The organism is Actinomadura sp. 1N219 (genome assembly GCF_044326405.1).
In the GTDB taxonomy this organism is placed as follows: domain Bacteria; phylum Actinomycetota; class Actinomycetes; order Streptosporangiales; family Streptosporangiaceae; genus Spirillospora.
Window position 1 is genome coordinate 21,044 of record NZ_JBIRAY010000002.1, and the last position, 26,315, is coordinate 47,358.

A 26,315-nucleotide genomic window follows, 5' to 3' on the forward strand; every position below is an offset into this window, starting at 1 on the left:
CCGGGGGGTGTGGGGGGCCGCCTCCCACCGGAGGCCCGCATGAGCGATTGGGTCGAGGTGCGCCCTGGGAGCTACCACGATTCGGTCACGCTGATGCGGGTCAGCCGTTCGCTGTCGGAGCGGCCGGACGTGGCCGCGGCGATGGTCGCGATGGGGACCGAGCTGAACCGCGAGATGCTGGAGCGGATGGGCTTCGCGGTGCCCTCTGACACGGGGCCGGACGACCTGGTAGTGGCGGTAAGGGCGGACGGCGAGGCGCTCGACCAGGCGCGGGACGCGCTGGACGGGCTGCTCAGCGAGGCGTCCCGCCCCACAAGCGCGGGAGTGCCTGGCGAGATGGCGCCGCCCCGGACGACCGCGTCCGCCGCCGCCCGCGCGGACGCGACCGTGGCGCTGCTGTCGGTGCCGGGCCCGCACGTGTTCCCCGAGGCGATGGACGCGCTGGACGCCGGCCTGAACGTCATGATCTTCAGCGACAATGTGCCGCTCGCCCAGGAGATCCTCCTGAAGGAGGCCGCCGCCCGCCGCGGGCTGATCGTGATGGGGCCCGACTGCGGGACGGCGGTGATCGGCGGCGCGGGGCTCGGGTTCGCGAACGCCGTCCGGCCGGGCCCGGTCGGCATGGTCGCGGCGTCCGGGACGGGCGCGCAGCAGCTGATGTGCCTGCTGGACGAGGCGGACGTCGGCGTCAGCCACGTCCTCGGCGTCGGCGGACGGGACCTGTCGCCCGAGGTCAGCGGCAGGTCCGCGCTGTCCGCGCTGGCGGCGCTCGACGCCGACCCGGCCACCGAGCTGATCGTGCTGGTGTCCAAGCCGCCCGCGCCGCAGGTCGCGGACCTGATCCGGGAGGCGGCCCGCCGCCTCGACACCCCGGTCGTGTTCGCGCTGCCCGCCGCGGGCGAGGACGACCTGACGGCGGCGGCCGAGAAGGCGCTGAAGGCGCTCCGCCGGACGGTCCCCGACTGGCCCCGCTGGAAGGCGGCACGGCGTCCGGCGCCGGTGGCGGGGCGGGCGCTGCGCGGGCTGTTCGCCGGCGGGACGCTCCGCGACGAGGCCGAGTCGATCGCGCGCGACGCGCTCGGCTGGGACCTGGCGGCGCGCGGCGCGGACGCGGGCGGCGGCCACCGCTTCACCGACTTCGGCGACGACGCCTACACGCGGGGCCGCGCCCACCCGATGATCGACCCGGCGCTGCGGCTGGAGGCCGTCCGGGCGGAGGCGGACGACGCCGGGTGCGGCGTCCTGCTGCTGGACGTGGTGCTCGGCCACGGCGCGGAGCCCGACCCGGCCGCGTCCCTCGCCCCGGCGCTCGCGGACGCGGTGCGGGACCGTCCCGACCTGGGCGTCGTCGTGTCGCTGTGCGGGACGCCCGCGGACCCGCAGGACCGCGACCGGCAGGCGGCGGCGCTGTGCGAGGCGGGCGCGGACGTGTTCGCGTCCAACGCGCAGGCAGCCCGGCACGCCCTGTCGATGGTGGAAGGGATGACCGGATGACCGAGCGGCGGCACCGGCTCGGCGGGCTCCTCTCCCGCGACCCGCGAGTGGTCGCGACGGGGGTGGAGGTCCTCGCGGACGCGCTGGCGGAGCAGGCCGTCCCGGTGGAGAGGGTCGACTGGCGCCCGCCGCCCGCCGGGACGGAGGCGGCACTCGCGGCGGTGCTCGGCGACCCAGGCCACGCGGACGCCAACGCCCGCGCCGTCCAGCGGATGGTCTCGTCCCGCCCGCACCTGGTGGACGTGCGCCCGGCCCGCGAGGTCCTCGGCCTGGACGAGGCGACGTTCCTGCACGCGGGCCCGCCGCTGGAGTGGGAGCGCGCGTCCGGCCCGATGCGCGGCGCGCTCATCGGCGCGATGCTCCTCGAAGGGCTCGCGGAGACGCCGCTCGGCGCCGAGCACGCGCTGGAGCGCGGCGCGGCGACGCTCGAGCCGTGCCACCACTACGCCGCGGTCGGGCCGATGGCGGGCGTCGTCAGCCGGTCCATGTGGATGCTGGTCGTGGAGGACGCCGAGCACGGCGGCACCGCGTACTGCTCGCTCAACGAGGGCCTCGGGAAGGTCCTGCGGTACGGGGCGTACGGGCCGGAGGTGATCGACCGGCTGACGTGGATGGGCGAGGTCCTCGGGCCCGCGCTGCAGGCGGCGGTCCGCCGCCACGGGCCGCTCGACCTGATGTCGGTCATGGCGCAGGCGCTGCAGATGGGCGACGAGCTGCACAACCGGAACCGGGCGGCGACGTCGCTGCTGCTGCGCGAGCTGGCGCCCGGCCTGCTCGCCGCCGAGGACGTGCCGCGCGGCCGGGCCGCCGAGGCGCTGCGGTTCGCGGCGGGCAACGACCATTTCTTCCTGAACGCGGGGATGGCCGCGGCGAAGGTGTGCGCGGACGCGGCGCGGAACGTCCCCGGGTCCAGCCTGGTCGTGGCGATGGCCCGCAACGGCACCGACTTCGGCGTCCAGGTGTCGGGCACGGGCGACCGCTGGTTCACCGGCCCCGCGGGCGTCCCCGACGGCCTCTACCTGGGCGACTACGGCCCCGCCGACGCCAACCCCGACATCGGCGACTCGGCGATCACCGAGACGGCCGGGATGGGCGGGTTCGCGCTCGCCGCCGCGCCCGCGATCGTCCGGTTCGTCGGCGGCGAGGTCCCGGACGCGATCGCCGCGACCCAGCGGATGTACGAGATCACCCTCGCCGAGCATCCGGCGCTGCAGATCCCGCTGCTGTCGTTCCGCGGCACCCCCGTCGGCGTGGACGTCACCCGCGTCGTCCGCACCGGGATCCTGCCGGTCATCGACACCGGCATCGCCGGACGCGAGGCCGGGACGGGCCAGGTCGGCGCCGGGCTCGTCGAGCCGCCGCCGAACGTGTTCGCCGACGCCCTGCACGCCCTCGCGGAGACCGCGTAACCCCTGCTCACAGGGGTACCGACTCAAAATGAGCGCAGCGAACCGGGGGGTGTGGGGGGTCGTCCCCCCACAGAGGGCAGGCATGAGCGAGCTGATCACCGGGGAGCAGTACGCGCTGAGCGCGGGCCCGTACCAGGCGGTCGTCACCGAGGCGGGCGCGGGCCTGCGCGAGCTGACGCACGAGGGACGGCCGCTGATCCTGACGTACGGGGCCGACGAGACGGCGCCGGCCGCGTTCGGGCAGCTGCTGATCCCGTGGCCGAACCGCGTCGACCGGGGCCGCTACGCCTACGGCGGCGCGACGCATCAGCTCGACCTGTCCGAGCCGGAGCGGGACTGCGCGATCCACGGGCTCGTCCGGTGGTCACCGTGGCGGGCGGCGGACCAGCGGCCCGACCGGGTGCGGCTGGCGCACCGGCTCCTCGGGACGGCCGGGTACCCGTTCCGCCTCGACCTGGAGGCCGAGTACACCCTGGACGCGGCGGACGGCCTGCACGTCCGGATCACGGCGCGGAACGCGGGCACGGCGACGGCCCCGTACGGCCACGGCGCGCACCCGTACCTCACGGCCGGGGAGCCGATCGACTCCTGCGCTGTCACGCTCGGCGCCGACCGCTACCTCCCGGTGGACGACCGGATGATCCCATCCGGGCCGTCCCTCGACGTCACCGGCACGAGGTACGACCTGCGCACGGGCACACTGCTCAGCGACAGGCTGATCGACAACGCGTTCACCGACCTGAACCGCGACGGCGACGGACGCGTCTGGGTGATCCTCGCCGGCGCAGCCCACACCGTGAGGCTCTGGGCGGACGAGGCGCACCCCTGGATGGAGATCTACACCGCCGACAACGCCCCGAACCCCCGCGAAGGGCTGGGCATCGAGCCGATGACGTGCCCGCCCAACGCGTTCGCGTCCGGCGAGGGACTGCGGCACCTCGAACCGGGCGCCGAGTTCACCGGCACCTGGGGAATCCAGGCTGCGACCTAGGCGGCCCCGGTTCCCTAGCGGGCGCGGGGTGAGGGATCATATCGGAGTGAATCTCAGCGTCTCCTCGTACGACGACCTGTCCGATCGCATCGCCGCCGTCCGCGACGAGCACGGCGAGCGCCGGCCCGGCGGCGCCGACGGCCGCCAGCCGGTGCACACGGTGTACGTGCCGGCCGACCGGTTCTCCCGCTCGACCCCCGCCGAATTCGGCGCGGAGGCGCTGCGGCTGCTGAACACGCACACGCCGGGCGCCGGGTCGTTCGGCGCGGCGTTCGGGCTCGATCCGGAGATCGCCGGGCTGGTCCGCGAGCGCGTCGCGGCGAAGCTGGCCGCCGAGCCGGTCGAGGACGTGCGGATCGACTTCGAGGACGGCTACGGCGTCCGCCCCGACGCCGAGGAGGACGGCCACATCGAGCAGGTGGTCGAGGCCGTCGCCGCCGCGTACCAGGTCAAGGGGCTCCCCCACTACTGGGGCGTGCGGGTGAAGTCGTTCGCCGACGGCGGGCACGAGCGCTCGATGCGGACGCTCGACGGGTTCCTCACCGCGCTGCGCGACCGGCTCGGCCGGCTGCCCGGCGGGTTCACGATCACGTTCCCGAAGGTCGTCGCGGCCGAGCACGTCGCCCTGTTCACCGAGTGGCTGGACCGGCTGGAGACCGCGCTCGGGCTGCCGTCCGGCATCCTGCGGTTCGAGGTGCAGGTCGAGACGCCCGACGCGATCCTGGACGGCGAAGGCCGCACCGGCCTGCGCGCCATCGCCGACGCCGCCGCGGGCCGCCTCACCGCCGCGCACTTCGGCGTCTACGACTACACGGCCGCGCTGGGGCTGCCGCCGCACGAGCAGCGCCTCGACCATCCCGCCTGCGACTTCGCCCGGCACGTCATGCAGGTGTCGTTCGCGGGCACCGGCGTGCGGCTGTCGGACGGCTCCACCAACGTCATCCCGCGCAACGACGGCCCCGACGAGGTCAACGCGGCCTGGGCGACGCACGCGGCGCACGTCAGGCACTCGCTCTCGCACGGCTTCTACCAGGGCTGGGACCTGCACCCCGCGCACCTGCCGAGCCGGTACGCGGCCGTGTACGCGTTCCACCTGAGCGGCGTCGACGACGTCATCGGACGGGTCCGCGCGTGGCACGAGCAGGCGTCGAGCGAGGCAACCGGCGTCCTGGACGAGCCCGCCACCATCAAGGCGCTCACGTCCCGGCTCCGCCGCGCCGTCGACTGCGGCGCCCTGGACGAGAGCGTCCTCCCCGCGTCCTGACCCTTTTCGCCCTGAGGGCGCGCCGTCACCCGGGCTCGTGCCCGCGGCGCCTGAGCGCGGTCAGGTCGTCGGGCGTGTCGATGTCGTCGGGCGCGGCGACGTCGTCGCACGGGACGGGCGTGACCAGGTCGGGATGGGCGCGCAGGAAGCCGCGCGCGCCCGTGTCGCCGACCGCCGCCTCGGCCGCGGCGCCGAAATGCGCCGCCCGCAGCAGGACGGGGTTGCGCCGCTCTCCCCCGTACGTCGCGATGGCGATCTCGGCGCCCGCCTCGTACGCGGCGATCAGGCGCCCGACCGCGGCGGCGGTGATCAGCGGCTGGTCGACGAGCGCGACGACGGCCGCGGGGCAGGCGGGCGGCAGCGCGGCGAGCCCGGCGCGCAGCGAGGAGCCCATGCCGTCCCGCCAGTCCGGGTTCGGGACGACGACCGCGCCGATCACCTCGACCGGTTCGGCCCCCACCACGACGATGGCCGGTGAGCAGCCCGCGTCCCGCAGCATCCGGACGCCGCGGTCGACGAGGCGCTCGCCGTCCAGTTCGAGCGTCGCCTTGGGCCGTCCGAGCCGGCTTCCCTCACCCGCCGCGAGCAGCAGGCCCGCGGGCGGTTCCGCACCGTGCAGAGTCATCCCGCGAGGGTAGTGCGGTCAGGGCGCGTCGGCGTGGATCCTGCCGGTGGTGTCGGTGAGCGGGCACCCAGACCCGCCCCATCGGAGCTGGACGAGCTCCGCCGCGATCGACACCGCGGTCTCCTCCGGCGTCCGGGCGCCGAGGTCCAGCCCGATCGGCGAGCGCAGCCGCTCCAGCTCGGTCTCGGACAGGCCCGCCTCCCTCAGCCGGGCGAGGCGGTCGTCGTGGGTGCGGCGCGAACCCATCGCGCCGACGTACCCGGCGTCCGTGCGCAGCGCCACCTCCAGCAGCGGCACGTCGAACTTGGGGTCGTGGGTCAGGACGCAGATCGCCGTCCGCGCGTCGACGTCGGCGCCCGTCTCCTGCAAGTACTTGTGCGGCCACTTCACCACGACCTCGTCCGCCTCCGGGAACCGCTTGGGCGTCGCGAACACGGGACGCGCGTCGCACACGGTCACGTGGTAGCCGAGGAACTTGCCGATCCGGGCCACGGCGGCGGCGAAGTCGATCGCGCCGAACACGAGCAGGCGCGGCGGCGGCGCGAACGAGTGGACGAAGACGGTCAGCTCGTCGAGCCGCCGCTCCCCCTCGCGGCCGTAGTGGCGCTGCCCGGTGAGGCCCTGCGCGAGCATGCCGCGCGCGTCGTCGTCGACGGCGGCGTCGAGGCGGGCGGCGTGCGGGGCGTCCGGCGCGAGCGACCCGGACGCGCGGTCGGCCCAGATCACGCGGCGCGCGCCGATCCGCCCCGGCCCGGCGACGACGGTCGCGACCGCGACCGGCTCACGCGCCCCGATGGACGCGGCCACGCCCGCGAACTCCGGGAAGGTCGCCGGGCCGACCGGCTCCACCAGCACGTCGAGGATCCCGCCGCAGGTCAGGCCGACGGCGAACGCGTCGTCGTCGCTCACCCCGTACCGCTGGACGACGGGCTCGCCGCTCTCCATCACCGACTGCGCCAGGTCGTAGACGGCGCCCTCGACGCAGCCGCCGGACACGCTGCCCGCCACCTCGCCGGAGGCCGACACCGCCATCGCCGCGCCCGGCGGACGCGGCGCGCTGCGGAAGGTGTTCACGACGGTCGCGAGGCCGAACGTCTCCCCGGACGCGTACCAGCGGGCGATGTCGTCCAGCACGTCACGCATGTGCGCTCCCCTTCCCTGAGCCCCCGCCGACGAGGCGGGCCAGCTCCTCCAGCGCCGCGAGGCTGTGCCCGGACGTGAAGTCGTCGACGTGCGGCAGCGCCGCCGCCATCCCCGCCGTCAGCGGCTCGTACCCGGGACGCGCCTTGTGCGGGTTCGCCCACACCACCCGGTGCGCCAGCCGGCGCAGCCGGGCCATCTGCTCGCCGAGCAGGGCGGCGTCGCCGCGCTCCCAGCCGTCCGACGCGATCACCACGACCGCGCCGCGGGCCAGGCCGCGCTGCCCGAACCGGTCCAGGAACTCCTTGAGCTCCTCGCCGAGCCGGGTGCCGCCGCTCCAGTCCGGGATCGCCGCGGACGCCGCCGCCATCGCCGCGTCCGCGTCGCGGTGCCGCAGCTCGCGGGTGAGGCGGGTCAGGCGCGTCCCGGCGCTGAATACCTCCACGCCGCGCCCTCCGGAACGCGCGGCGGCGTGCGCGAAGCGGAGCAGGGCGTCGGCGTACGGGCTCATCGATCCGCTGACGTCCACGATCAGCACGACGCGGCGGGGGCGGGTGCGGTGCGTCCGGCGTTTCAGCAGGGACGTCTCGCCGCCGCGCCGCAGCGTCTCCCGGATGGTCCGCGCGGGGTCGAGCCGTCCGGTGGGCGCGGGCGCGAACCTGCGCGACCTGCGCCGCTCCGCGCCCGCATCCAGCACCGCGATGAGGCGGGCGACCTCGGCGCGCTCGGCGGCGGTCAGCCGCGCCATGTCCCGGTCGCGCAGCACCTCGACGGCGCTGGCGGTGGCGGCCTGCGTCCCTTCGCTCCGCTCGCCGCCGTCGGCCGCGCCCGGGTCGGGCGTCGTCGCCCGGCGGACGACCACGGGCGGCGGCGGCCTGCGCCCCGGACGGGCGGTCGCGCCGGAGAAGTACGCGGCGAAGCACCGGTCGTAGCGGGCGAGGTCGTCGGGGTCAGCGCACATCGTCAGGCGTCCCGCCCAGTACACGTCGGACGGGTCGAGGACGTCGAGATGGTCGAGCGCCGCCAGCATCGCCTGCACCCGCTCGGGATCGGCGGCGCCGCCCGCCGCGCGCAGCGTCCTGGCGAACCCGACCATCGTCTCGGTGACATCGCGTTCCACGTCCGGCTCACCCCTTGCGGCCGCCGTTGAGCAGGGCCTCCAGGCCGCCGCCGAGCACGCGCTGCTGGTCCTCGCGGTACTTCAGGACGGCGCCGAGCGTCACCGCCGCGGCCGCCGGGTCCAGGTCGCGGACGCCGAGCGCGACGAGCGCCTCGGTCCAGTCGAGGGTCTCCGCCACCCCGGGCGGTTTCAGCAGGCCCGTCTCGCGCATCCGCTGCGCGGCCCCGGCGACCTGCCCGGCGAGCCGCTCCGCCGCTCCCGGCAGCCGCCGCCTGATGATCGCGACCTCGCGGTCGAACGACGGGTGCTCCAGCCAGTGGTACAGGCAGCGCCGCTTCAGCGCGTCGTGGACCTCGCGCGTCCGGTTGGACGTGACCACGACGACCGGCGGGCGCTCCGCGCTGATCGTGCCCAGCTCCGGGACCGTGATCGTGAAGTCGCTGAGGACCTCCAGGAGGAACGCCTCGAACTCGTCGTCGGCACGGTCCAACTCGTCCACGAGCAAGACGCAGGGGGACGTCTCCAGCGCCTGGAGCAGCGGCCTGGCCAGCAGGAACCGCCGGTCGTACAGCTCGCCCTCCAGCCGCGCCACGTCGCCGACCCCGGCGGCCTCGGCGGCGCGCAGGTGCAGGAGCTGGCGCGGGAAGTCCCAGTCGTACAGGGCCTGGGACGCGTCCAGCCCCTCGTAGCACTGCAGCCGGATCAGCGGCGCGCCGAGCGCCCGCGCGAGCGTCTTGGCCAGTTCGGTCTTGCCGACGCCGGCCTCGCCCTCCAGGAACAGCGGCCGCCCCATGCGCAGCGCGAGGAAGCACGCCGTCGCGAGCCCGTCGTCGCACAGGTAGGCGTGCCTGTCGAGCAGGCCCGCGAGCTCCGCGGGCGATCCGACCAGGTCCAGGGTCATCGCCGCCGTCTCCCCACGGGTCTCAGGCTACTCAGCCGGACGGACGACGCACATGCCCGGACATCCCCGTATTAATCCAAGTAAATCAGTATGGAAAGTTGACTTTCCCGTGGCCGCTGAGCAGCATCGGAGCCATGCGAACCGGTGACCGGGACGACCCCGACCTGACCGACGAAGCGACCTACGAACGCCTCCGCTCCCCCTCCCGGCGCGCGCTGCTGCGCCTCTCGGCCGGCGCGGGACTGAGCGCCGGGCTCGGCGGCGGCCTGCTGACCGCGTTCGGCCCGACCGCGTCCGCCGCGCGGGCGGCCGCCGCTTCGGGCGGGATCGTCAAGCCGCTGCCGCCGGAGCTGTTCATCCAGCACGGGACCAACGCCGAGATGCGCTGGGAGGCCATGCGACGGCAGGGCTACCTGACGCCCGCAGACCGGTTCTTCGTCCGCAACCACACCGCCACGCCGCTCATCGACCCGCGCACCTGGCGCCTCAAACTGTGGGGCACCGGCCTGGCCGGCCGCCCGACCGAAAACCGTCCCATCGAGCTCACCTACGAGGACCTGCTCGGGCTCCCCGCCGAGACCCTCACGGCGTCGATCGAGTGCACGGGCAACGGGCGCGGCTTCTTCGCGTCCCAGCAGGGGCAGGGGGCCTCGGGCACCCCGTGGAGGCTGGGCGCGGTGGGCGTGGCGCGGTGGCGCGGCGTCCGGCTGTCGACGGTGCTGCGGCGCGCAGGTATAACCCGCGAGGCCGTGGACATCATGCCGCGCGGGCTGGACGCTGACTACGTGGACAAGGGCGAGAACCTCGGCCGCGTGCGGCGTCCCCTCCCCGTCGCGAAGGCGATGAAGGACGTCCTGCTCGCCTACCGCATGAACGGCGCGCCCCTGCCGCCCGACCACGGCCATCCGGTGCGCCTGGTCGTGCCGTCGTGGGTCGGCATCGCGTCCGTGAAATGGCTCGGCGACATCCAGGTGGCGGACGAGCCGCTGCTCTCGCCCTGGAACACCCGCTACTACCGGCTCTTCGGCGCCGAGTACCCGCCGGCCGGGTCCGCGCCGCTGACCACGATGAACGTCAAGTCCGCGTTCGAGCTGCCCTGGGACGCGGCGCTGCCCGCGGCGCGGGAGCTCGCCCTGCGCGGCCGGTCCTGGTCGGGCGGCGGCCGGATCCGGCGGGTCGAGGTCAGCGCGGACGGCGGCGCGACCTGGCGCCCCGCCCGCCTCCGCGACCGCCGCCCGGACCCGCGCGGATGGGCGCGCTGGGAGTTCCCCTGGCGCCCCGGCCGCCCGGGACCGTACGAGCTGCTGGCCCGCGCCACCGACGAGACCGGCGCGACCCAGCCCGCCACCGTCCCCCACAACACGCTCGGCTACCTCTTCGGCGCCGTGGTACGGCACCCGGTCACCGTCAGCTGAAAGGACGACCATGGCTTTGTGGACGCCAGACCCGACCTTCTACGCCTCCCCGCGCGACGCCGCGTCCGCGCCGGCCGAGAAGCTCGCCTACGTGGCGGCGTTCGACCGGGCCGCCGCGAAACCGGACGCGATCGCCGTGCTGGACGTCGACCCGGCCTCCGCCTCCTACGGCTCCGTCGTCGGCTGGACGGACCTGCCGTTCCTCGGCGACGAGCTGCACCATTTCGGGTGGAACGCGTGCAGCAGCGCCCTGTGCCCCGGGTCGCCGCACCCGCACGTCGAGCGCCGCTACCTGATCGTCCCTGGGCTGCGGTCGTCACGGGTGTACGTCATCGACACCAAGGACGACCCCGTCGCACCGAAGATCGTCAAGGTCCTTGAGCCGGACGAGCTGGCCAAACGGGCCGGATACTCGCGTCCGCACACCGTCCACTGCGGGCCCGAGGGCCTGTACCTGACGGCGCTCGGCGGCGCGAACGGCGAGGACGGCCCCGGCGGCATCGCCCTCCTCGACCACACCTCCTTCGACGTGCTCGGACGCTGGGAGGTCGACCGCGGCCCGCAGTACTTCGCCTACGACGCCTGGTGGCACATCGCGCACGACGTGCTCGTCACGTCCGAGTGGGGCACGCCGTCCATGATCGAGGACGGCGTCGTCGCCGAACTGCTCCTGGGACGCAAGTACGGGCATTCGCTGAACTTCTTCGACCTGCGCAAGCGCAAGCACGTCCAGACCGTGGACCTGGGCGACGAGCACCAGATGGTGCTGGAACTGCGTCCCGCGCACGACCCGACCAAGCTGTACGGGTTCGCGGGAGTGGTCGTCAGCGTCGAGGACCTGTCGGCGTCCGTCTGGCTCTGGCACCGCGAAGGCGACGGCGACGGCAACGCCTGGACGGCCAAGAAAGTAATCACCATTCCCGCAGAGCCCGCAGACGCGTCGTCCCTCCCCCCAGTCATCCAGCCCTTCGGCGCGGTCCCACCGCTCATCACCGACATCGACCTCTCCGTCGACGACCAGTGGCTGTACGTGTCGTGCTGGGGCACCGGCGAGCTGAAGCGCTACAACGTCAGCGACCCGTTCAACCCGGTCGAGGCGGGCTCGGTCCGCATCGGCGGCATAGTCAACCGGACACCCCACCCCGCCGCCCCCGACCAGCCCCTAGCGGGTGGCCCGCAAATGGTGGAGGTAAGCCGCGACGGTAAGCGCGTCTACATCACCAATTCCCTCTACGGCTCCTGGGACGACCAGTTCTTCCCGGACGGCGTCGGCGCGTGGATGGCAAAACTCGACTCCACACCCGACTCCTTCGCCTTCGACCAGCGCTTCTTCCCGAACGGCGACGCGTTCCGCGGGCGCCGCCCGCACCAGACACGCCTCCAGGGCGGCGACGCGTCCTCCGATTCCTACTGCTACCCGTGAAGCCCGTGACCCCGTGACCGACGGATCCCTCGCCGCCCTCGTGGCGCTCGGCGCGTTCCACGGCGTCAACCCCGCCATGGGCTGGCTGTTCGCCGTGGCCCGCGGCTTCCAGGAGCGCAGCCGGACCCTCGTGCTGCAGTCGCTCCCGGCCATCGCCGCGGGCCACGCCGCGTCCGTCGGGGCGGTCGCGATCCTCGTCGCCCTCACCCGCTCCGTCGTCGCGACGCAGGCGCTCGCGATCGGCGGCGGCGCCGTCCTGGTCGGGTTCGGTCTGTGGCGGCTGCTGTCGCGGCGCCATTTCCGCTGGGTCGGCATGCGGATCTCGCTGTGGCAGCTCGCCGGCTGGTCGTTCCTGATGTCGTCGGCGCACGGCGCGGGGCTGATGCTGCTGCCGGTGCTGACCTCGTCCGGGACGGCCCCGGCGGGCCACGACCACGGGCTGGCGTCGGCGTCCGGCAGCGCGATATCGACGGGCGTGTTCGTCACCGCCGTCCACACCCTGTCGATGTTCGCCGTCGCGGGCGCGATCGCCGTCGTCGTCTACGAGATCGTCGGCCTGACCGTCCTGCGCCGCGCCTGGTTCAACCTCGACCGCCTCTGGGCCGCCGCCCTCATCACCGCCGGCACCCTCACCCTCGTCCTCGCACTCTGAGTGTCAGCGGGGCTCCGCGGCCTCGCCCCGGGTGTGGAGGAGGGCCTCCAGTTCGGCGAGCTGGCGGGCGGCGAGGGCCTTCTCGGCGCCGTTGATGCCCATCGCGCCGATGGACGTGCCGTCCGCCAGGTCGAGGGTGGGCCACGGCTCGCCGGCCGACATGGAGACGTCCACGACCTCGGGCCATTCGAGGCGGCGGGTGCGGAACGCGTTCACGACCGTGAGGCCCGACTCGTCGGCCGCGACCCGGCAGCGGGCCAGCATGTGCAGGATCCAGGCCATGAAGGCGCCGAACCCGACGATCAGGACGCGGTCGAACATCCTGAACTGGGGCGCCACCACCACGGCGAGCGCGATCAGGCCGAGCATGATCACGCCCGCCGTGAGGTAGGCGACGATCCGGGTGGTGCGGGGACGCCACACGGTCGGGAGCGCCGGAGGCTCAGTCAACGATCTTCGAGATGGGGATTTCGAGGATGTCGTGGGCGCCGGCGGCCTTCAGCGCCGGGATCAGCGTGTTCACGCCGCGCTTGGCGACCACCGACTCCACCGCGTTCGACTCGCCGCCCGCGAGGGACGTGACGGTCGGCGACGACATCGACGGCATGATGTCCAGGACGTTCCGCAGGTCGGCCTGCGCGACGTTCAGCTTCAGCAGGACGTTGCCGCGGGCGCGGATCGCGCCCTGCAGAAGCAGCGAGATGTCCTCCATCGCGGCGCGCTTCTCCGCGTCCTCGTAGGCGTCGCGGTTGGCGACCAGCTCGGTGTAGCTGGTCAGGAGCGTGTCGAGGATGCGCAGGCCGTTCTTGCGCAGGGACGAGCCGGTCTCGGTGAGGTCGACGATCGCGTCCACGATGTCGGGAACCTTCGCCTCCGTCGCGCCGTAGGACGGGACGACCTTCGCCTTGACGCCGTGCTTCTCCAGGAACCGCCGCGTCATCGCGGGGAACTCGGTGGAGATCCGGACGCCCTCCGGCAGGTCGGACACCTTCTGCCAGGGCGCCCCGTCCGGCACCGCCATGATCACGCGGACCGGGTTGGACGTCGCCTTGGAGTACTTCAGCTCGCCGAGGCCGACCACGTCCGAGTCGGTCTCGGTGATCCAGTCGCGGCCGGTGATGCCCAGGTCGAACAGGCCCTGTTCGAGATAGGTCGGGATCTCCTGCGGCCGCAGCACCCGGACGCGCTCGATCCGCGGGTCGTCGATGGACGCGCGGTAGTCGCGGTCCGACGACCGCTGGACGGTGAGGTCGGCGGCGTCGAACAGCTGCATGGTCGCCTTCTCCAGCGACCCCTTGGGCAGGACGAGTGACAGCACGGAATATGCCTTTCGATGGGACGAGAGTGAGAAACCCGGGACGTTCAAGAGCCGAGTGCGAGCCGTTCAGGGGCGGAGCCCCTGACACCAGACCCCTACATATGCGCGAGTCATTCAGGGGCGGAGCCCCTGGGACCCCCCTACATATGCTCCAGGCCGTGCCCGGCGTGACCGTGATGCCGCAGACCTCGCAGGGTCAGTGCCGTGTCGAGTGCGGCCACAGTCGCCTCCCATCCCTTGTCCTCGGGGCTGCCGGGCAGCCCGCTGCGTTCCATCGCCTGCTCAATGGTGTCACATGTGAGGACCCCGTTGCCCACCGGAGTCGACTCGTCCAGCGCGACGCGGGTCACACCGGCGGTCACGGAGTCGCACACGTAGTCGAAATGGGCGGTCGCGCCCCGGACGACCGCGCCGAGGCAGACGACGGCGTCGAGGTCGCGGGCGAGCTGCTGCGCGATCACGGGCAGCTCCAGGGCCCCGGCGACGCGGGCGACGACGGGCTGGTCGACGCCGCACGCCTTCGCCGCCGCGAGCGCCCGCTCCAGGAGCCGGTCGGTGATCGGCTCGTGCCAGCGGGTGCAGACGATGCCGAGCGTGACGCCGGCCGCGTCGACGGTGATGTCCTCGGGGCGTCCCGCGCCGCTCATCAGAGTCCCTCGATCTGGTGTCCGAGACGGTCCCGCTTGACCGTCAGGTAGCGCCGGTTGTGCTCGGTGACGACGACGGGCATGGACGCGCGTCCCCGCACGTCCACGCCGAACCCGTCCAGGCCCTTGAGCTTGTCCGGGTTGTTGGTGAGCACCCGGACCGAGCGTACGCCGAGGTCGCGCAGCATGTGCGCGGCGTTGGAGTACTCGCGCGCGTCGGCGGGAAGGCCCAGCTCCAGGTTGGCGTCGACGGTGTCGGACCCGTTGTCCTGCAGCGCGTACGCCTGCAGCTTGGCGAGCAGGCCGATGCCGCGTCCCTCGTGCCCGCGCAGGTAGAGGACGACGCCGCGTCCCTCCTCCGCGATGCGTTCCATGGCGGCGTCGAGCTGGGTGCCGCAGTCGCAGCGGTCGGAGTGCAGGACGTCGCCGGTGAGGCATTCCGAATGAGCCCTGATCAGGACGTCCTCGCCGTCACCGATCTCGCCGAGCACCAGCGCGACGTGCTCGCCGCCGTCGATGGCGCTGGAGAACCCGATCGCGCGCCACGTCCCGTACCGGTTGGGCAGGCGCGTCTCGACGACGCGGGTGACCATCGCCTCGTGCCGCCTGCGGTGCTCGGCGAGCTGTTCGATGGAGATCAGCTTGAGCCCGTGCTCCTTGGCGAAGACCTGGAGTTCCGGCAGGCGCGCCATGGTGCCGTCCTCGTTCACCACCTCGGCGAGGACGCCGGCCGGGGTGAGCCCGGCCAGCCTGGCGAGGTCGACGGCGGCCTCGGTGTGCCCGCGCCTGCGCAGCACCCCGCCCTCGTGGTAGCGCAGCGGGAAGATGTGCCCCGGGCGGACGAGGTCGCGCGGCTCCGACGCCGAGTCGCACAGCGTCTTGATCGTCCGGGCCCGGTCGGCGGCGGAGATGCCGGTGGTGACGCCGAGCCGCGCGTCCACGCTGATCGTGTACGCGGTGCGCATCCGCTCGGTGTTCTGCGCCGTCATCAGCGGGATCTGCAGCCGGTCGAGCTCGGCCCCCTCCATCGGGACGCAGATGACGCCGCTGGTGTAGCGGATCGTGAACGTCAGCAGCTCGGGCGTGGCCTTGGCCGCCGCGAAGATGATGTCGCCCTCGTTCTCGCGGTCCTCGTCGTCGACGACCACGACGGGAAGCCCCGCCGCGATGTCGGCCACGGCCGATTCGATGGAGTCGAAGATCCCCTCGCCGCCATTTCCGCTCATGATGCGGTCACCGCCTTCTCCCTGGGGCCCTGCGCCCCCTGCACGGCCCGGGACTCCCGGAGCCAGTTCCTGAACCCGACCATCACCGTCACGAAGAAGATCCCGTAGACCGCGCCGGAGACGTACAGCCCGGACTTGAGCGCCAGCGGCACCCCGACCAGGTCGACCAGCACCCAGACGACCCAGAAGTCGACGAGCGCGCGGCTCTGCGCAAAGGTCGCGACCGCGCTGCCGACGAAGATGTAGGCGTTCGCCCACGGCGACCACGCGATCTTCAGCCAGTCCATGTGCATGAACAGTTGCGCGACCACCGCCGTGCCGACCACGAGCGCACCGGCCAGAATTGCGCGTTCCTTGAGCGTCGCCTGCCGGACGATCAGCCCTTGGGCCTCTCGCCGTCCACGACTCCACATGGCCCACCCGTAGAGGGCGAGCCCGCAGAACAGCACTTGCTTCAGAGCGTTCCCTGGGACGTGCGCGTGCAGCGACGCGGCGAGCAGCAGTGAGGCACCGGCGAGCTGCACCGGCCACGTCCAGAGGGTCTTGCGCATGGCGAGCCACACCACGGCGAGCGAGAGGACGTTCCCGGTGAGGTCGGTCCAGAGGATGTGCTCGCCGAAAACCTCGAATCCGGCGCCGAGCCAGTTCATCGCCGGTCGCCCAGCATGCGTTCGACGTATTTGGCGACGACGTCCACTTCGAGGTTCACCGGGTCGCCGGGCTTCTTGTGGCCGAGCGTGGTGAGCGCGAGCGTCGTCGGGATGAGGGCCACGCTGAACCGGTCGGCTCCGGCCTCGACGACCGTGAGGCTGATGCCGTCGACGGTGATCGAGCCCTTGTCCACGACGTAGCGTCCCAGCGCGGGCGGCAGGGAGACGGTGACGACGTCCCACCGCTCCCCCGGCTCGCGGGAGATGATCTCGCCGACGCCGTCCACGTGGCCCTGGACGAGATGCCCGCCGAGCCGGTCGGAGAGCCGGACGGGCCGTTCCAGGTTGACCTTGGAGCCGGGCGTCAGCGCCCCCAGGCTGGACTTGTCGAGGGTCTCCTTGATGACGTCGGCGGTGAAGGCCTCGTCCTTGACGTCCACGACGGTGAGGCAGACGCCGTTGACGGCGATCGACGCGCCGTGCGCGGCGTCCTGCGTGACGAGCGGGCCGCGGACCGTGAGCGCGACCGAGCCGTCCGAGGGCTCGATCAGCACGATCTCGCCGAGTTCCTCGACGATGCCTGTGAACATCTCCCGGGCCTCCTAGTTCAGGCTCCGGGGGACGTCGATACGTCGGCGCACGCCCCTGGACGGGGACGTGCCGCGCGCTGCCTCCCATCCGGACTTTCACCGTCGGTCCCGGATTTCCACCGGGTCAACCGGCCGATGGCTTCGGCCGGGTCGCGGACTGTCACCGCCGGTTCGGAATTTCACCGACCCCGGAGCACGCGTTCATGCTTGGCAACCAGTGTGCCACGTCATACATTCCCGCCCGGTGTGAGCATCGCCACGGCCGCGCGCGACCGCCCGTTCGATTCCGCCCGTTTGATTCAACGTTCAACGATCTTGGACGTGGGGTAGATCACAGGGACATATGTGACGCCTGACGACATTCCCCCTGGAGGCAGTCATGGACGTCGTCGCCCTCATCGCCCGCATCGCCTTCGCGAGCATCTTCATCGGCGCCGGATTCGGCCATCTCACCGCCACCGCGGCGATGGCCGGTTACGCACAATCGAAGAAACTCCCCCAGCCGACGCTCGCCGTCCAGGTGTCCGGCGTGTACATCCTCGTGGCGTCGGCCCTCCTCGTCCTCGGCGTCTGGCCCGACCTCGCGGCCATCGCGCTCGTCCCGTTCCTCCTGATCACCGCCGTGGTCTTCCACGACTTCTGGCGGCTGGAGTCGCCGGAGGAGCGGCAGCTGGAGCAGATCCAGTTCAGCAAGGACCTCTCCCTCGCCGGCGGCGCCCTGGCCCTCTTCGCCCTCTACGCCTCGGACGGCCACCCCGGCCTCACCCTGGTAGACCCCCTCTTCGGCTGACCCGAGCCCCGTTCTCCGCCGGCCCGAGTCCCGGCGGCGGGGGTTGTCGGGAGCGGGCGGCGGGACGAAACTCGTTGGCGGAGACCTGCCGCGGATCCGGGGGGAAAGCCCATGGGCAAAGTGACCTTGTCGCCGAAAATTCTGGACGTCCTCGACTTCGGCACTCCGTCGGCCGAGCGTGACATTTCCCGGGGACTGGAGAAGTACTTCGTCGAGTCCGACGCCTACCAGCGGGTCCGGTCGGGGGCGAAGACGATCCTGATGGGGAACCGCGGGGCCGGGAAGAGCGCGATCTTCCAGGTGCTGGCGAAACGGGAGCGGGCGGCGGGCAGCCATGTCATCGAGCTGAGCCCGGAGGACTACTCCTACGAGCTGCTCAGCTCGACGATGGAGGCCGAGCACTCGGGGTCGTGGGCGAAGCAGGGCGCCTACGCCGCGGCCTGGAAGTACCTGATCTACGTGCTGGTGATGAAGGCGCTGGCGCGCAAGGGGATGCGGCTGACCAAGGGCGGCGGCCGGGAGATCTACAACTACATCCGCGACAATCACGGCGCCCATCAGCTCGGGCCGCTGTCGCTGCTGGTGTCGTATCTGAAGCGGCTCGAGGCCATCAAGCTCGGGCCGATCGAGGCGGGGCTGCGGACGCGCGAGCTGGACCGGCTCTACAAGCTCGAAGAGATCCACAATCTGCTGTCGGCGCTGAAGAAGGTGCTGGACGGCCAGCGGGTGATCGTGCTCGTCGACGAGCTCGACCGCGGATGGGACTCGTCCGAGGACGCCAAGGCGTTCGTCTCGGGCCTGTTCCAGGCGTGCGTGTCGATCAACGGGCTGCACAAGAACCTGCGGGTGTACGTGTCGCTGCGGCAGGAGCTGTACGACGACATCCCGGCCCTCTACGACGACGCGCAGAAGCACCGGGACCTCCTGGAGAAGATCTACTGGTCGGAGGAGTCGCTGCTGGAGCTCATCGCCAAGCGGATCCGGTACTCCGCGCACGAGAAGGGCTTCGACGTGGAGGCGCTGGAACGCGCCGGTGACCGGGCCTGCTGGTCGGCGGTGTTCGCCTCGCCGCCGGGCCAGGGGCGGGACGCGGCGTTCCGCTACATGGTCGACCGGACCCTGTACCGGCCGAGGGAGATCATCCAGTTCTGCTCGGAGGCCCTGGCGCAGGGCAGAAGGCGCGCCTCAAAGCTGCCGGTGCCGTATTCCGCGATCGAACGGTGCGAGTACGGCTATTCGGCGGAGCGGACCAGGGACATCGCCGCCGAATACCGCTCCCAGTACCCGGGGCTCCTGAGCGTTTTCGAGGTTTTCCGAAGCCGTCCGCACACGTTCGACCGCGAAGAGCTCGAACTGCTCTGCCTCGAACTGGCCGTCGGAGAGATCCCCACGCACGGGACGGAGTCGTGGCTGCCGCACTGCTACCCGAACGACCTCATCGAGGTCCTGTGGCGGGCGGGCCTGCTGACCGCCCAGGCCAACGGGGACGGCGCCTTCCTGGGGAGCCATCAGGTCCAGCACCTCAACGTCGCGGCGGTCAAACGCTTCCGGATCCACGAGATGTTCCGCTCGTCCCTGGGCATCGCCGCCCCGGAAGGATGAGCGCTCGCCGGGCGTCAGTCGTCCGCGAGGAGCAGGCCGGTCGGTGTCGACGTGACGTGCGTGAGGTAGTGGATGATTCGGTCCGCTCCGGTCAGCACTGCGGAGTCGTGGCTGGTGGTCACCGCCAGGACGGTCGCACCCGCCGCGCGGCCTGCGGCTATGCCGGCAGGGGCGTCCTCGATGACGATGCAGTCTGACGGGTCCACGCCCAGGCTCCGGGCAGCTTTGAGGTAGCCGGACGGGTCTGGTTTCCCGGTCGGGACGTCCTCGGCCGTCACCACCACCTGCGGGACGGGCACGCCGGCCACTTCCGTGCGGAGTTTCAGCTGAGCCCTGTCCATCGAGGTCACGAACGCGCAGGGCAGGCCGTTCATGTTCGCCAGGAGGTCGACGGCGCCCGGCAGGGCGGTGATGCCGTCGGTGCGGACGGCCTCCAGCGCGTCCAGGCGTGCCGTGGCGTCGTGGACCTCCTTGGGTGGGAGGAAGTCGGCGACGCGGTCGACGGTGCGGCGGCCGTGGGCGTCGGAGAGGAACTCGTCCGGGTCGATGCCGTACTCGGCGGCCCATTCGCGGGCGGCCCGCTCCACCAGGGGCGTGGAGTCGACGAGGGTCCCGTCCACGTCGAACAGGACGGCGGCGCAGGGCAGGATCACCAGTTCGCCTTCGCCGTCGCTTCTTCGGCCTGGCCGCGCAGCCTGCGGACGGCCTCGGCGGGGTCGTCCGCCCCGTAGACGGCGCTGCCCGCGACGAACACGTCCGCTCCGGCTTCTGCGCAGCGCTCGATGGTCTCCGCGCTGACGCCGCCGTCCACCTGGAGCCAGACGGGGAGGTCGCGACCCTTGATGAGCTCGCGGGCGCGGCGGACCTTCGGCAGGACGACGTCCAGGAACTTCTGGCCGCCGAACCCGGGCTCGACGGTCATCAAGAGGAGCATGTCGATTTCGCCCAGGAGGTCTTCGAAACCGTCCACGGGGGTGGCCGGGTTGACGCCGAGCCCCGCGCGCGCGCCCGCGGCGCGGATGGCGCGCAGGGTGCGGATCGGCGCCTTGGCGGCCTCGGCGTGGATGGTGACGCTCTTCGCGCCGGCCTCGGCGTACTCCGGGGCCCACCGGTCGGGGTCCTCGATCATCAGGTGGCAGTCGAGCGGCAGCGCGCTGTGCTGGAGCAGTGCCTGGACGACGGGCAGTCCCAGGGTGAGGTTCGGGACGAAGTGGTTGTCCATGACGTCGACGTGGACCCAGTCGGCGGCGTCGGCGATGCGCGCGACGTCCTCGGCCAGGTGGGCGAAGTCGGCGGACAGGATGCTGGGTGCGATCTGAGGAGCCATGATGCCGCGAGTCTATTGGCGCAGTTCCGACCGGTCGTCACCCGGCCGGGCGACTGCGTGCGCGGGGCGTCCGGCCAGGCGGAGGCGGACGAACGCCTCCGGCGCGCCCGCGGTGACCCAGAGGCCGAGCACCGTCTGGACGGCGAACGCCTGGACCAGGTTCGATCCATCCAGCAGGGCGATGGCGAAGCCACCGGCGATGCCCACGGGGAGGCGCGCCAGGCGCTGCCAGAGCTTTCCTCCCGCATCGAACCAGCCGCGTGCTGCGAGCAGGGAGAGCCCGGCCAGGACTCCGCAGAATCCGCCTGTGGCCCTGGCCGATTCGATGAGGGTGACGGGCTCGGTCTGTCCTCCTGCCTCTCGGACGGCACGTGCCCAGGCACCTGGCCACTGCCAGTTTTCGAGTGGCTGCACCGCGCCCCAGGCGGCCGCAAGCAGCAGCAGGGAGAGGACGAGGGCGAGGGTCAATTGCACGGCCAGATGGCGGCGAGTCCACCACGGGACGATGACGGGTTCCAGTCCTAGCGCGGCCACCAGGAGGGCCATGCCGATGGCCCAGCCGCCCAGCACCTGCCCGATCGAGTGGACGCCGAGATAGACGCGGGACACCCCGATCAAGGCGATGACGACGGCCGCGCCCACCCACAGCGGCCACCGCCTGGTCTGAGCGGCGAAAAACCCCCAGGCGACGGGGGCGTTCTGCGCGTGGCCCGACGGCATTCCGAACGACGTGTGGGACGCCTTGCCCTCGACGGCGGGATCCGTCCAGTAGGGGCGGGGGTCGTGGAAGACCAGCTTGAGGAGCGTGTTGAGGAACGCGCTGAACAGCAGGATGACCGTGGCCCGCGCCACCAGACGCGGAGCGACGCACCAGAACAGGACGGCGAGCAGAGGGACGTAGAACGCCGCGCTCCCCAGGAACGACACGACATGCATGAAGCCGGTCAGCACGGGTCCCCCAGGTCAGGTGCGACGCAGCAGGGCCAGGAACATCGCGTCCGTGCCGTGGCGGTGCGGCCAGAACTGTGCGTAAGGGCCGTCACCGACGTTGGTGAGATCGGGGGCGACAGACGCTAGGGCGGCGGGGGCGTCGACGCGTTCGACGTCGTCGCGGCCGCGCAGGACGTCGTCCACGACGACCCGCGTCTCGGCGAGGTGCGGGGAACAGGTGACGTAGGCGACCACACCGCCGGGCCGGACGGACTCCAGTGCCGCGGTGAGCAGTTTCCGCTGCAGGGTGCCCAGCTCCGCGACCGATTCGGGGCCGCGTCGCCAGCGTGCCTCTGGGCGGCGGCGGAGCGCGCCCAGGCCGGTGCACGGGGCGTCCACCATGACCCGGTCGAAGGACGCGGGCCGCCATGCGGGTGCGGTGCCGTCGGCGGCGACCACACCGGCACGGTCGTCGACCGCGTCCCGGACGAGGGCGGCGCGGTGGGGCTGGACGTCGGCGGCCAGGAGCCGCGCATCTCGCTGGGCGGCAAGGGCGGAGAGAAGACCCGCCTTGCCTCCAGGACCTGCGCAGAGATCCGCCCAGCGTGAGTCACGGCCGTCCAAGGGCGCCTCGATCAAAGCCAAGGCGACCATCTGGCTCGCCTCGTCCTGGACGGCGGCGCGCCCATCGCGGACAGCCGCGATACCCGCCGGGTCACCCTCCTGCAGAAGGGCCCCATAGGGCGAATACGGAGTAGGTTCCGCGCCCGCGTCGTACAGCTCTTGCACGGTGGCTCGGCCAGGACGAGCGACCAGGGCGACGCGTGGACGGGCGTTGTCCGCGGCGAGCAGGTCTTCTATCTCGCCGTTGCCGACGGCGTCCCGCAGCGCGGACACGATCCACTTGGGATGGCTGTGCCGGATGGAGAGACGCGTGGTGGTGTCGGCGTCGGCGGGCGCAACGATTTCCAGCCAGGCGTCCATGTCGCGGGTGGCGACCTTGCGGAGCACCGCGTTGGCGAACTTGGCCTGTCCAGGGCCGGAGACAGAGCGCGCCAGCTCGACCGTGGTCCCCACAGCGGCGTGCGGCGGGATCCGCGTGGCGAGGATCTGGTGGGCGCCGAGGCGCAGGACGTCCAGGAGCGGCGCGTCGATGCGCCGCAGTTCGCGGTCGCTGCACAGCGCGAGCACCGCGTCGTAGGTGCCGCGGCCGCGGAGCGTGCCGTAAGTGAGTTCGGTGGCGAGCGCGGCGTCGCGGCCGGTGAGGCCCCGGTCGCGCAAGCGGGAAGGCAGCAGGAGGTTGGCGTAGGCGTCGCGCGTCTCGACGGCGCGGATCACGTCGAACGCGGTGCGCCGGACGAGGTCCTGGGGGCGGCCCGTCTTGCGCGGCCCGCCCGGCCTGCGGTTCTCGGTGCGTCGTCGGTTGCGGGCGGGAGGCATCAGTGCAGCGCGTCCTTGCCGATGAGGTTGATGCCGCGGGCCCAGTCGGCCGCGGCCATGGCGCGCTTGCCCTGCGGTTGGACTTCGCTTAGGGCGACCGGGTGCGTGGCCGTCCCCACCAGCACTTCGTTCTTCCCGGCATGCAGCGCGCCAGGCGACAGCTTGTCGGCTTCAGGGGCCGGACGGACCGGCCCCAGCTTGACGCGCGTATCGCGGAAGTTCGTCCACGCGCCGGGGGCGGGCGTACAGGCGCGCACGAGGCGGTCGATGTGCTGGGCCGGGGACTTCCAGTCGACGCGACCGTCCTCTGGTGTGAGCTTGGCCGCGTGGGACACGCCCTCCGTCGGCTGCGGACGCGGCTCCAGGACGCCCGCCTCGATGCCGTTCATCGTGTCCAGCAGCAGGCTCGCACCGGCGACGGCGAGGCGGCCCAGCAGGTCACCGGTGGTGTCGGTCGGCAGGATCGGCTCGGTGAGGACGCCGTAGACCGGCCCCGTGTCCAGCCCCTCCTCGATCTCGAACGTGGCCGCGCCGGTCACGTCGTCGCCGTGCAGGATCGCGCGCTGGACGGGCGCGGCGCCGCGCCAGGCGGGCAGCAGCGAGAAGTGCAGGTTCACCCAGCCGTGCCTGGGGATGTCGAGGGCCTCCCGTGGAAGCAGCGCTCCGTAGGCGACGACGGGGCAGCAGTCGGGCGCGATCTCCCGGAGCCGGTCGAGGAACTCGGGGTCGCGGGCCTTGGCGGGCTTGAGCACCTCGACGCCCGCCTCCGCGGCGAGGGACGCCACCGGGGCGGCGCTGAGACGCCGCCCACGACCCGAACGCCCGTCCGGGCGGGTCACGACCGCGGCCACCTCGTGCGAGGACCCCAGCAGCGCCGTGAGGGCCGGGAGCGCGGTCTCGGGCGTCCCGGCGAAGACGAGCCGCATCTAGATCGCCTTCCCGAGGGTGCGGTGCGGCGACTCCTTGACGACCGGGGCCGGGTCGCCGAACCACTCGGCCTCCCTGATCGCCTTCATCGCGGCCTTGCGCTGCTCGGGGTCCATCCGGTCGATGAAGATCACGCCGTCGAGGTGGTCGGTCTCGTGCTGGACGCACCGGGCCAGCAGATGCGTGCCCTCCAGCGTGATCGGCTCGCCGTGCATGTTGAAGCCCTTCGCCACGGCCCGGACGGCGCGCGCCGTGGGGAACGCCAGGCCGGGCAGGGACAGGCAGCCCTCGTCGTCGGTCTCCTGCTCCTCCGACAGGTCCAGGGTCGGGTTGACCACGTGCCCCAGCCGGTCGTCGACGTAGTAGGTGAACACCCGCAGGCCCACGCCGAGCTGCGGCGCGGCCAGGCCGGCCCCGGGAGCGTCGATCATCGTGTCGGTGAGGTCCTTGACGAGCTGGCGCAGCTCCTTGTCGAAGTCCTTCACCGGCTCCGCCGGGGTGCGCAGCACGGGGTCACCGAAGAGGCGGATGGGCTTGACGGCCAACGAGGACTCCGTTTCGTGCGGGGCGGGGTTGCTCCGTCCAGTCTACGGAGCAACGTACGGACGTTTCACACGCTGCGGTGCGCGCCCCGGTGCGCGGAACGCGCCTTGTAGGCGGCGGTCCGGGCGGCCTTGGCGGTGCCCTTGTCGGGGTGGTGCGCGCCCAGGGCCTCCAGGACGTCGGCCACAGCGGGATGGTCGGTGCGCCACAGGTCGTCGACCATCTCCGTCATCTCCGCTCCAGGCGGCGCGTCGATGAGGGCCGCCTCGACCGCCTCGTCGGGTTCGGCGGTCTCCAGCATCCCGGCGACGGTGTCGACGAACACCCAGAGGTACTCCTCGCGCGCCAGTTCCCGTCCGGACGGGTCTCCCGCGGCGTTCAGCCAGAGCGCGGCGTAGGGCGAGACCAGCGGATGCTCCTGCGCGGCGCGGACGACGGCCGCCGCCTCGGGGCCGATGCGGTGCAGGACGGCGGCGGCGAGGTTGCGCGCGCCGGGACCGCCCGTCCGCATGACGTCCAGCAGGTCGGCTGCGGCGTCCTTGGGGTCGTGGCGGGCCAGCCAGCCGTCGATCTCCTCGTCGGCGGCGTCGGGCCGGTACCAGGTCAGCCCGTCGATGAGCTCGGACGCGCGGGCCCCGGCCAAGTCACCGACGACGGGCGCGCTGAACCCGTCCGCCAGCAGCAGCTCCCGGACGGCCCACACGCCCAGCGGCGTCAGCTCGCGTCCCTTGCCCGACTCCTCGACGACGCCCCACTCGGCGAACATGGCCAGTTCGAGGAAGAACGCGTCCGACACGAGCGTGGACATGGTCTCGGCGTCGGTGAGGTCGTAGGACTCTTCCACGTGGTCGAGCAGTGCGCCGAGGAGCGTTTCGGGCTCGGTGGGCGCCTCCTGCTCGTACAGGTGGATGAGGACGCCCGTCATCTCGTTCTGGACGAGTTCCACCGCGTCCAGGCCGTCCGCGTAGTCGTGCCCTGGGACGACCATCGCCTCGAACAACGGGAGCCAGGAGGCGAGCAGTGTCGAGTCATCGCTGGACTGGAGACCGTCCAGGGAAGGTCCTGGCTTGGCCGTGCCGTCCTCGGCGGTGATGACCTTCGCCTCTACGGCGGCCCACCAGAGGCGTTCCAGTTCGCCCGCGTCCTCCATCTGCCCGTGGCTGCGCGAGTCCTCCAGACCCAGCGCGAGCGCCGCGGCCTCCGCGTCGGACTCGGTGAGGGTGTCGTGCTCGGTGAGGGCGCGTTCGCCCGTCCAGCGCGCCAGGGCGAGAACGTTCTCGGTCAGGCGGGAGCGGCGCGCGGCGTCCGCCACGTCCGCCACGGGAGCGAGCCGCACAGGCGGGACGACCAGGTCCTCGGCCTGCTGCAGATAGCCCTCGGTGCGCGCGTAGCGCTCCTCCTCCGGGAGCGCCTCGAAGTCGCGGATCCACGCCTCGACGGCCTCCTGGTCGTCCAGGGAGACCCCGTCGGCCTGCATCAGGCCGCCGATGACCTCCGCGGCGGCCTGCCGCTCATCGGTGTCCAACTCGGCGACGAGGTCGGCGAACGCGGGGCCGGTCCGGTCGATCTCGGCGTCCAGGTCGGCGGCGGCGGGCGCGGGCACGGCGCCCGTGTCGCGCAGGTAGGCGACGATGCGGCGGAGCGCGTCCAGGACGGTGGGGACGTCGTCGCCGCCCGCGACCACGGACTCCGGGAACACGCTCAGGAGCAGCTCGCGGAGCGCCTCGGGCGTCAGCGCCGCCGGGCCCGCCAGGCCCATCTCCTCCCGCAGGAGTTCGAGGAGGATGCGCGCGCCCTGCTCGTCCAGCGCCTCGCCGCGCTCGTCCGCCCACCGCCGCAGGTCGCCGGCAGTGGTCTCCACCCAGTTCTCAGCCACCCGAGAACCCTATTG

At 72.6% G+C, this 26,315-nt stretch carries 26 protein-coding genes and 1 riboswitch; of the genes, 9 read left to right on the forward strand and 17 right to left on the reverse strand.

All coding sequences use genetic code 11. The features are described 5' to 3' along the window. Positions 1–39 precede the first annotated feature (39 nt). The 4 genes from ACH35V_RS08865 (at position 40) to ACH35V_RS08880 (ending at position 5,158) form a co-directional block, all read left to right on the forward strand. Complete coding sequence (locus ACH35V_RS08865; RefSeq protein ID WP_395971170.1) at positions 40–1,494, forward strand: FdrA family protein; 1,455 nt, start codon at positions 40–42, stop codon at positions 1,492–1,494. Next, the gene (locus ACH35V_RS08870) at positions 1,491–2,903 is read left to right on the forward strand and encodes a DUF1116 domain-containing protein (protein ID WP_395971171.1); all 1,413 of its coding nucleotides are present in this window, start codon (positions 1,491–1,493) and stop codon (positions 2,901–2,903) included. The genes ACH35V_RS08865 and ACH35V_RS08870 overlap by 4 nt, the downstream gene beginning before the upstream one ends. 82 nt (positions 2,904–2,985) lie before the next feature. Next, positions 2,986–3,894 (forward strand): aldose 1-epimerase family protein, encoded by a 909-nt coding sequence (locus tag ACH35V_RS08875; RefSeq protein WP_395971172.1) that lies wholly within the window; start codon positions 2,986–2,988, stop codon positions 3,892–3,894. A 46-nt stretch (positions 3,895–3,940) separates the two neighbouring features. Next, on the forward strand, positions 3,941–5,158 hold the full coding sequence (locus ACH35V_RS08880; RefSeq protein ID WP_395971173.1) for a DUF6986 family protein: 1,218 nt from the start codon (positions 3,941–3,943) through the stop codon (positions 5,156–5,158). Between the two features lie 25 nt (positions 5,159–5,183). Here ACH35V_RS08880 and ACH35V_RS08885 read toward each other — a convergent pair whose 3' ends face one another. Genes ACH35V_RS08885 through ACH35V_RS08900 form a run of 4 tightly spaced genes read right to left on the reverse strand, consistent with a single transcriptional unit; the run spans position 5,184 to position 8,944 of the window. After that, a complete protein-coding gene (locus tag ACH35V_RS08885) occupies positions 5,184–5,783 on the reverse strand; it encodes an NTP transferase domain-containing protein (RefSeq protein WP_395971174.1) in 600 nt (199 codons plus the stop codon). 18 nt (positions 5,784–5,801) lie between these two features. Continuing rightward, entirely contained in the window at positions 5,802–6,926 is a 1,125-nt protein-coding gene (locus ACH35V_RS08890; RefSeq protein WP_395971175.1) for an XdhC family protein, read from the reverse strand. Further along, complete coding sequence (locus tag ACH35V_RS08895) at positions 6,919–8,043, reverse strand: VWA domain-containing protein (RefSeq protein ID WP_395971176.1); 1,125 nt, start codon at positions 8,041–8,043, stop codon at positions 6,919–6,921. Before ACH35V_RS08895 ends, ACH35V_RS08890 begins: the two co-directional genes overlap by 8 nt. A 7-nt stretch (positions 8,044–8,050) precedes the next feature. Then, complete coding sequence (locus ACH35V_RS08900) at positions 8,051–8,944, reverse strand: AAA family ATPase (RefSeq protein ID WP_395971177.1); 894 nt, start codon at positions 8,942–8,944, stop codon at positions 8,051–8,053. Positions 8,945–9,078: 134 nt separating this feature from the next. Here ACH35V_RS08900 and ACH35V_RS08905 point away from each other — a divergent pair, with 134 nt between their 5' ends. Genes ACH35V_RS08905 through ACH35V_RS08915 form a run of 3 tightly spaced genes read left to right on the forward strand, consistent with a single transcriptional unit; the run spans position 9,079 to position 12,434 of the window. Further along, positions 9,079–10,359: a sulfite oxidase gene (locus ACH35V_RS08905; RefSeq protein WP_395971178.1), complete on the forward strand. Its 1,281-nt coding sequence runs from the start codon at positions 9,079–9,081 to the stop codon at positions 10,357–10,359. Between the two features lie 10 nt (positions 10,360–10,369). Next, positions 10,370–11,782 (forward strand): selenium-binding protein SBP56-related protein, encoded by a 1,413-nt coding sequence (locus ACH35V_RS08910; RefSeq protein WP_395971179.1) that lies wholly within the window; start codon positions 10,370–10,372, stop codon positions 11,780–11,782. Between the two features lie 13 nt (positions 11,783–11,795). Continuing rightward, on the forward strand, positions 11,796–12,434 hold the full coding sequence (locus ACH35V_RS08915) for a hypothetical protein (protein ID WP_395971180.1): 639 nt from the start codon (positions 11,796–11,798) through the stop codon (positions 12,432–12,434). A gap of 3 nt (positions 12,435–12,437) precedes the next feature. Here the strand turns inward: ACH35V_RS08915 and ACH35V_RS08920 are convergent, their stop codons facing one another. From ACH35V_RS08920 to ACH35V_RS08945, 6 genes are all read right to left on the reverse strand, one after another. Further along, on the reverse strand, positions 12,438–12,884 hold the full coding sequence (locus ACH35V_RS08920) for a PH domain-containing protein (protein WP_395971181.1): 447 nt from the start codon (positions 12,882–12,884) through the stop codon (positions 12,438–12,440). Then, entirely contained in the window at positions 12,877–13,752 is an 876-nt protein-coding gene (gene hisG, locus ACH35V_RS08925; protein ID WP_395971182.1) for an ATP phosphoribosyltransferase, read from the reverse strand. Before hisG ends, ACH35V_RS08920 begins: the two co-directional genes overlap by 8 nt. 140 nt (positions 13,753–13,892) lie before the next feature. Then, the gene (ribH, locus tag ACH35V_RS08930; protein ID WP_395971183.1) at positions 13,893–14,399 is read right to left on the reverse strand and encodes a 6,7-dimethyl-8-ribityllumazine synthase; all 507 of its coding nucleotides are present in this window, start codon (positions 14,397–14,399) and stop codon (positions 13,893–13,895) included. Next, positions 14,399–15,625, reverse strand: a complete 1,227-nt coding sequence (locus ACH35V_RS08935) for a bifunctional 3,4-dihydroxy-2-butanone-4-phosphate synthase/GTP cyclohydrolase II (protein ID WP_395971184.1) — start codon at positions 15,623–15,625, stop codon at positions 14,399–14,401. Before ACH35V_RS08935 ends, ribH begins: the two co-directional genes overlap by 1 nt. Next, complete coding sequence (gene pnuC, locus ACH35V_RS08940) at positions 15,622–16,275, reverse strand: nicotinamide riboside transporter PnuC (RefSeq protein ID WP_395971185.1); 654 nt, start codon at positions 16,273–16,275, stop codon at positions 15,622–15,624. Before pnuC ends, ACH35V_RS08935 begins: the two co-directional genes overlap by 4 nt. After that, on the reverse strand, positions 16,272–16,865 hold the full coding sequence (locus tag ACH35V_RS08945; protein ID WP_395971186.1) for a riboflavin synthase: 594 nt from the start codon (positions 16,863–16,865) through the stop codon (positions 16,272–16,274). The genes pnuC and ACH35V_RS08945 overlap by 4 nt, the downstream gene beginning before the upstream one ends. A gap of 70 nt (positions 16,866–16,935) precedes the next feature. Next, positions 16,936–17,066: riboswitch (FMN riboswitch) on the reverse strand. A gap of 178 nt (positions 17,067–17,244) precedes the next feature. Between ACH35V_RS08945 and ACH35V_RS08950 the strand changes: the two genes are divergently transcribed. Continuing rightward, positions 17,245–17,655, forward strand: a complete 411-nt coding sequence (locus tag ACH35V_RS08950) for a DoxX family protein (protein ID WP_395971187.1) — start codon at positions 17,245–17,247, stop codon at positions 17,653–17,655. 111 nt (positions 17,656–17,766) lie between these two features. Then, positions 17,767–19,257 (forward strand): P-loop ATPase, Sll1717 family, encoded by a 1,491-nt coding sequence (locus tag ACH35V_RS08955; RefSeq protein WP_395971188.1) that lies wholly within the window; start codon positions 17,767–17,769, stop codon positions 19,255–19,257. A gap of 14 nt (positions 19,258–19,271) precedes the next feature. Here ACH35V_RS08955 and ACH35V_RS08960 read toward each other — a convergent pair whose 3' ends face one another. From ACH35V_RS08960 to ACH35V_RS08990, 7 genes are all read right to left on the reverse strand, one after another. Then, on the reverse strand, positions 19,272–19,910 hold the full coding sequence (locus ACH35V_RS08960) for an HAD-IA family hydrolase (RefSeq protein WP_395971189.1): 639 nt from the start codon (positions 19,908–19,910) through the stop codon (positions 19,272–19,274). Next, complete coding sequence (rpe, locus tag ACH35V_RS08965; RefSeq protein ID WP_395971190.1) at positions 19,907–20,584, reverse strand: ribulose-phosphate 3-epimerase; 678 nt, start codon at positions 20,582–20,584, stop codon at positions 19,907–19,909. Before rpe ends, ACH35V_RS08960 begins: the two co-directional genes overlap by 4 nt. A gap of 12 nt (positions 20,585–20,596) precedes the next feature. Continuing rightward, positions 20,597–21,535: a phosphatase PAP2 family protein gene (locus tag ACH35V_RS08970; protein WP_395971191.1), complete on the reverse strand. Its 939-nt coding sequence runs from the start codon at positions 21,533–21,535 to the stop codon at positions 20,597–20,599. A gap of 12 nt (positions 21,536–21,547) precedes the next feature. Further along, entirely contained in the window at positions 21,548–22,954 is a 1,407-nt protein-coding gene (locus tag ACH35V_RS08975) for an RsmB/NOP family class I SAM-dependent RNA methyltransferase (RefSeq protein ID WP_395971192.1), read from the reverse strand. Continuing rightward, complete coding sequence (fmt, locus tag ACH35V_RS08980) at positions 22,954–23,880, reverse strand: methionyl-tRNA formyltransferase (RefSeq protein WP_395971193.1); 927 nt, start codon at positions 23,878–23,880, stop codon at positions 22,954–22,956. The genes ACH35V_RS08975 and fmt overlap by 1 nt, the downstream gene beginning before the upstream one ends. Then, positions 23,881–24,426 (reverse strand): peptide deformylase, encoded by a 546-nt coding sequence (def, locus tag ACH35V_RS08985; protein WP_395971194.1) that lies wholly within the window; start codon positions 24,424–24,426, stop codon positions 23,881–23,883. A 65-nt stretch (positions 24,427–24,491) separates the two neighbouring features. Continuing rightward, a complete protein-coding gene (locus tag ACH35V_RS08990) occupies positions 24,492–26,300 on the reverse strand; it encodes a hypothetical protein (protein ID WP_395971195.1) in 1,809 nt (602 codons plus the stop codon). Between the last annotated feature and the right edge of the window lie 15 nt (positions 26,301–26,315).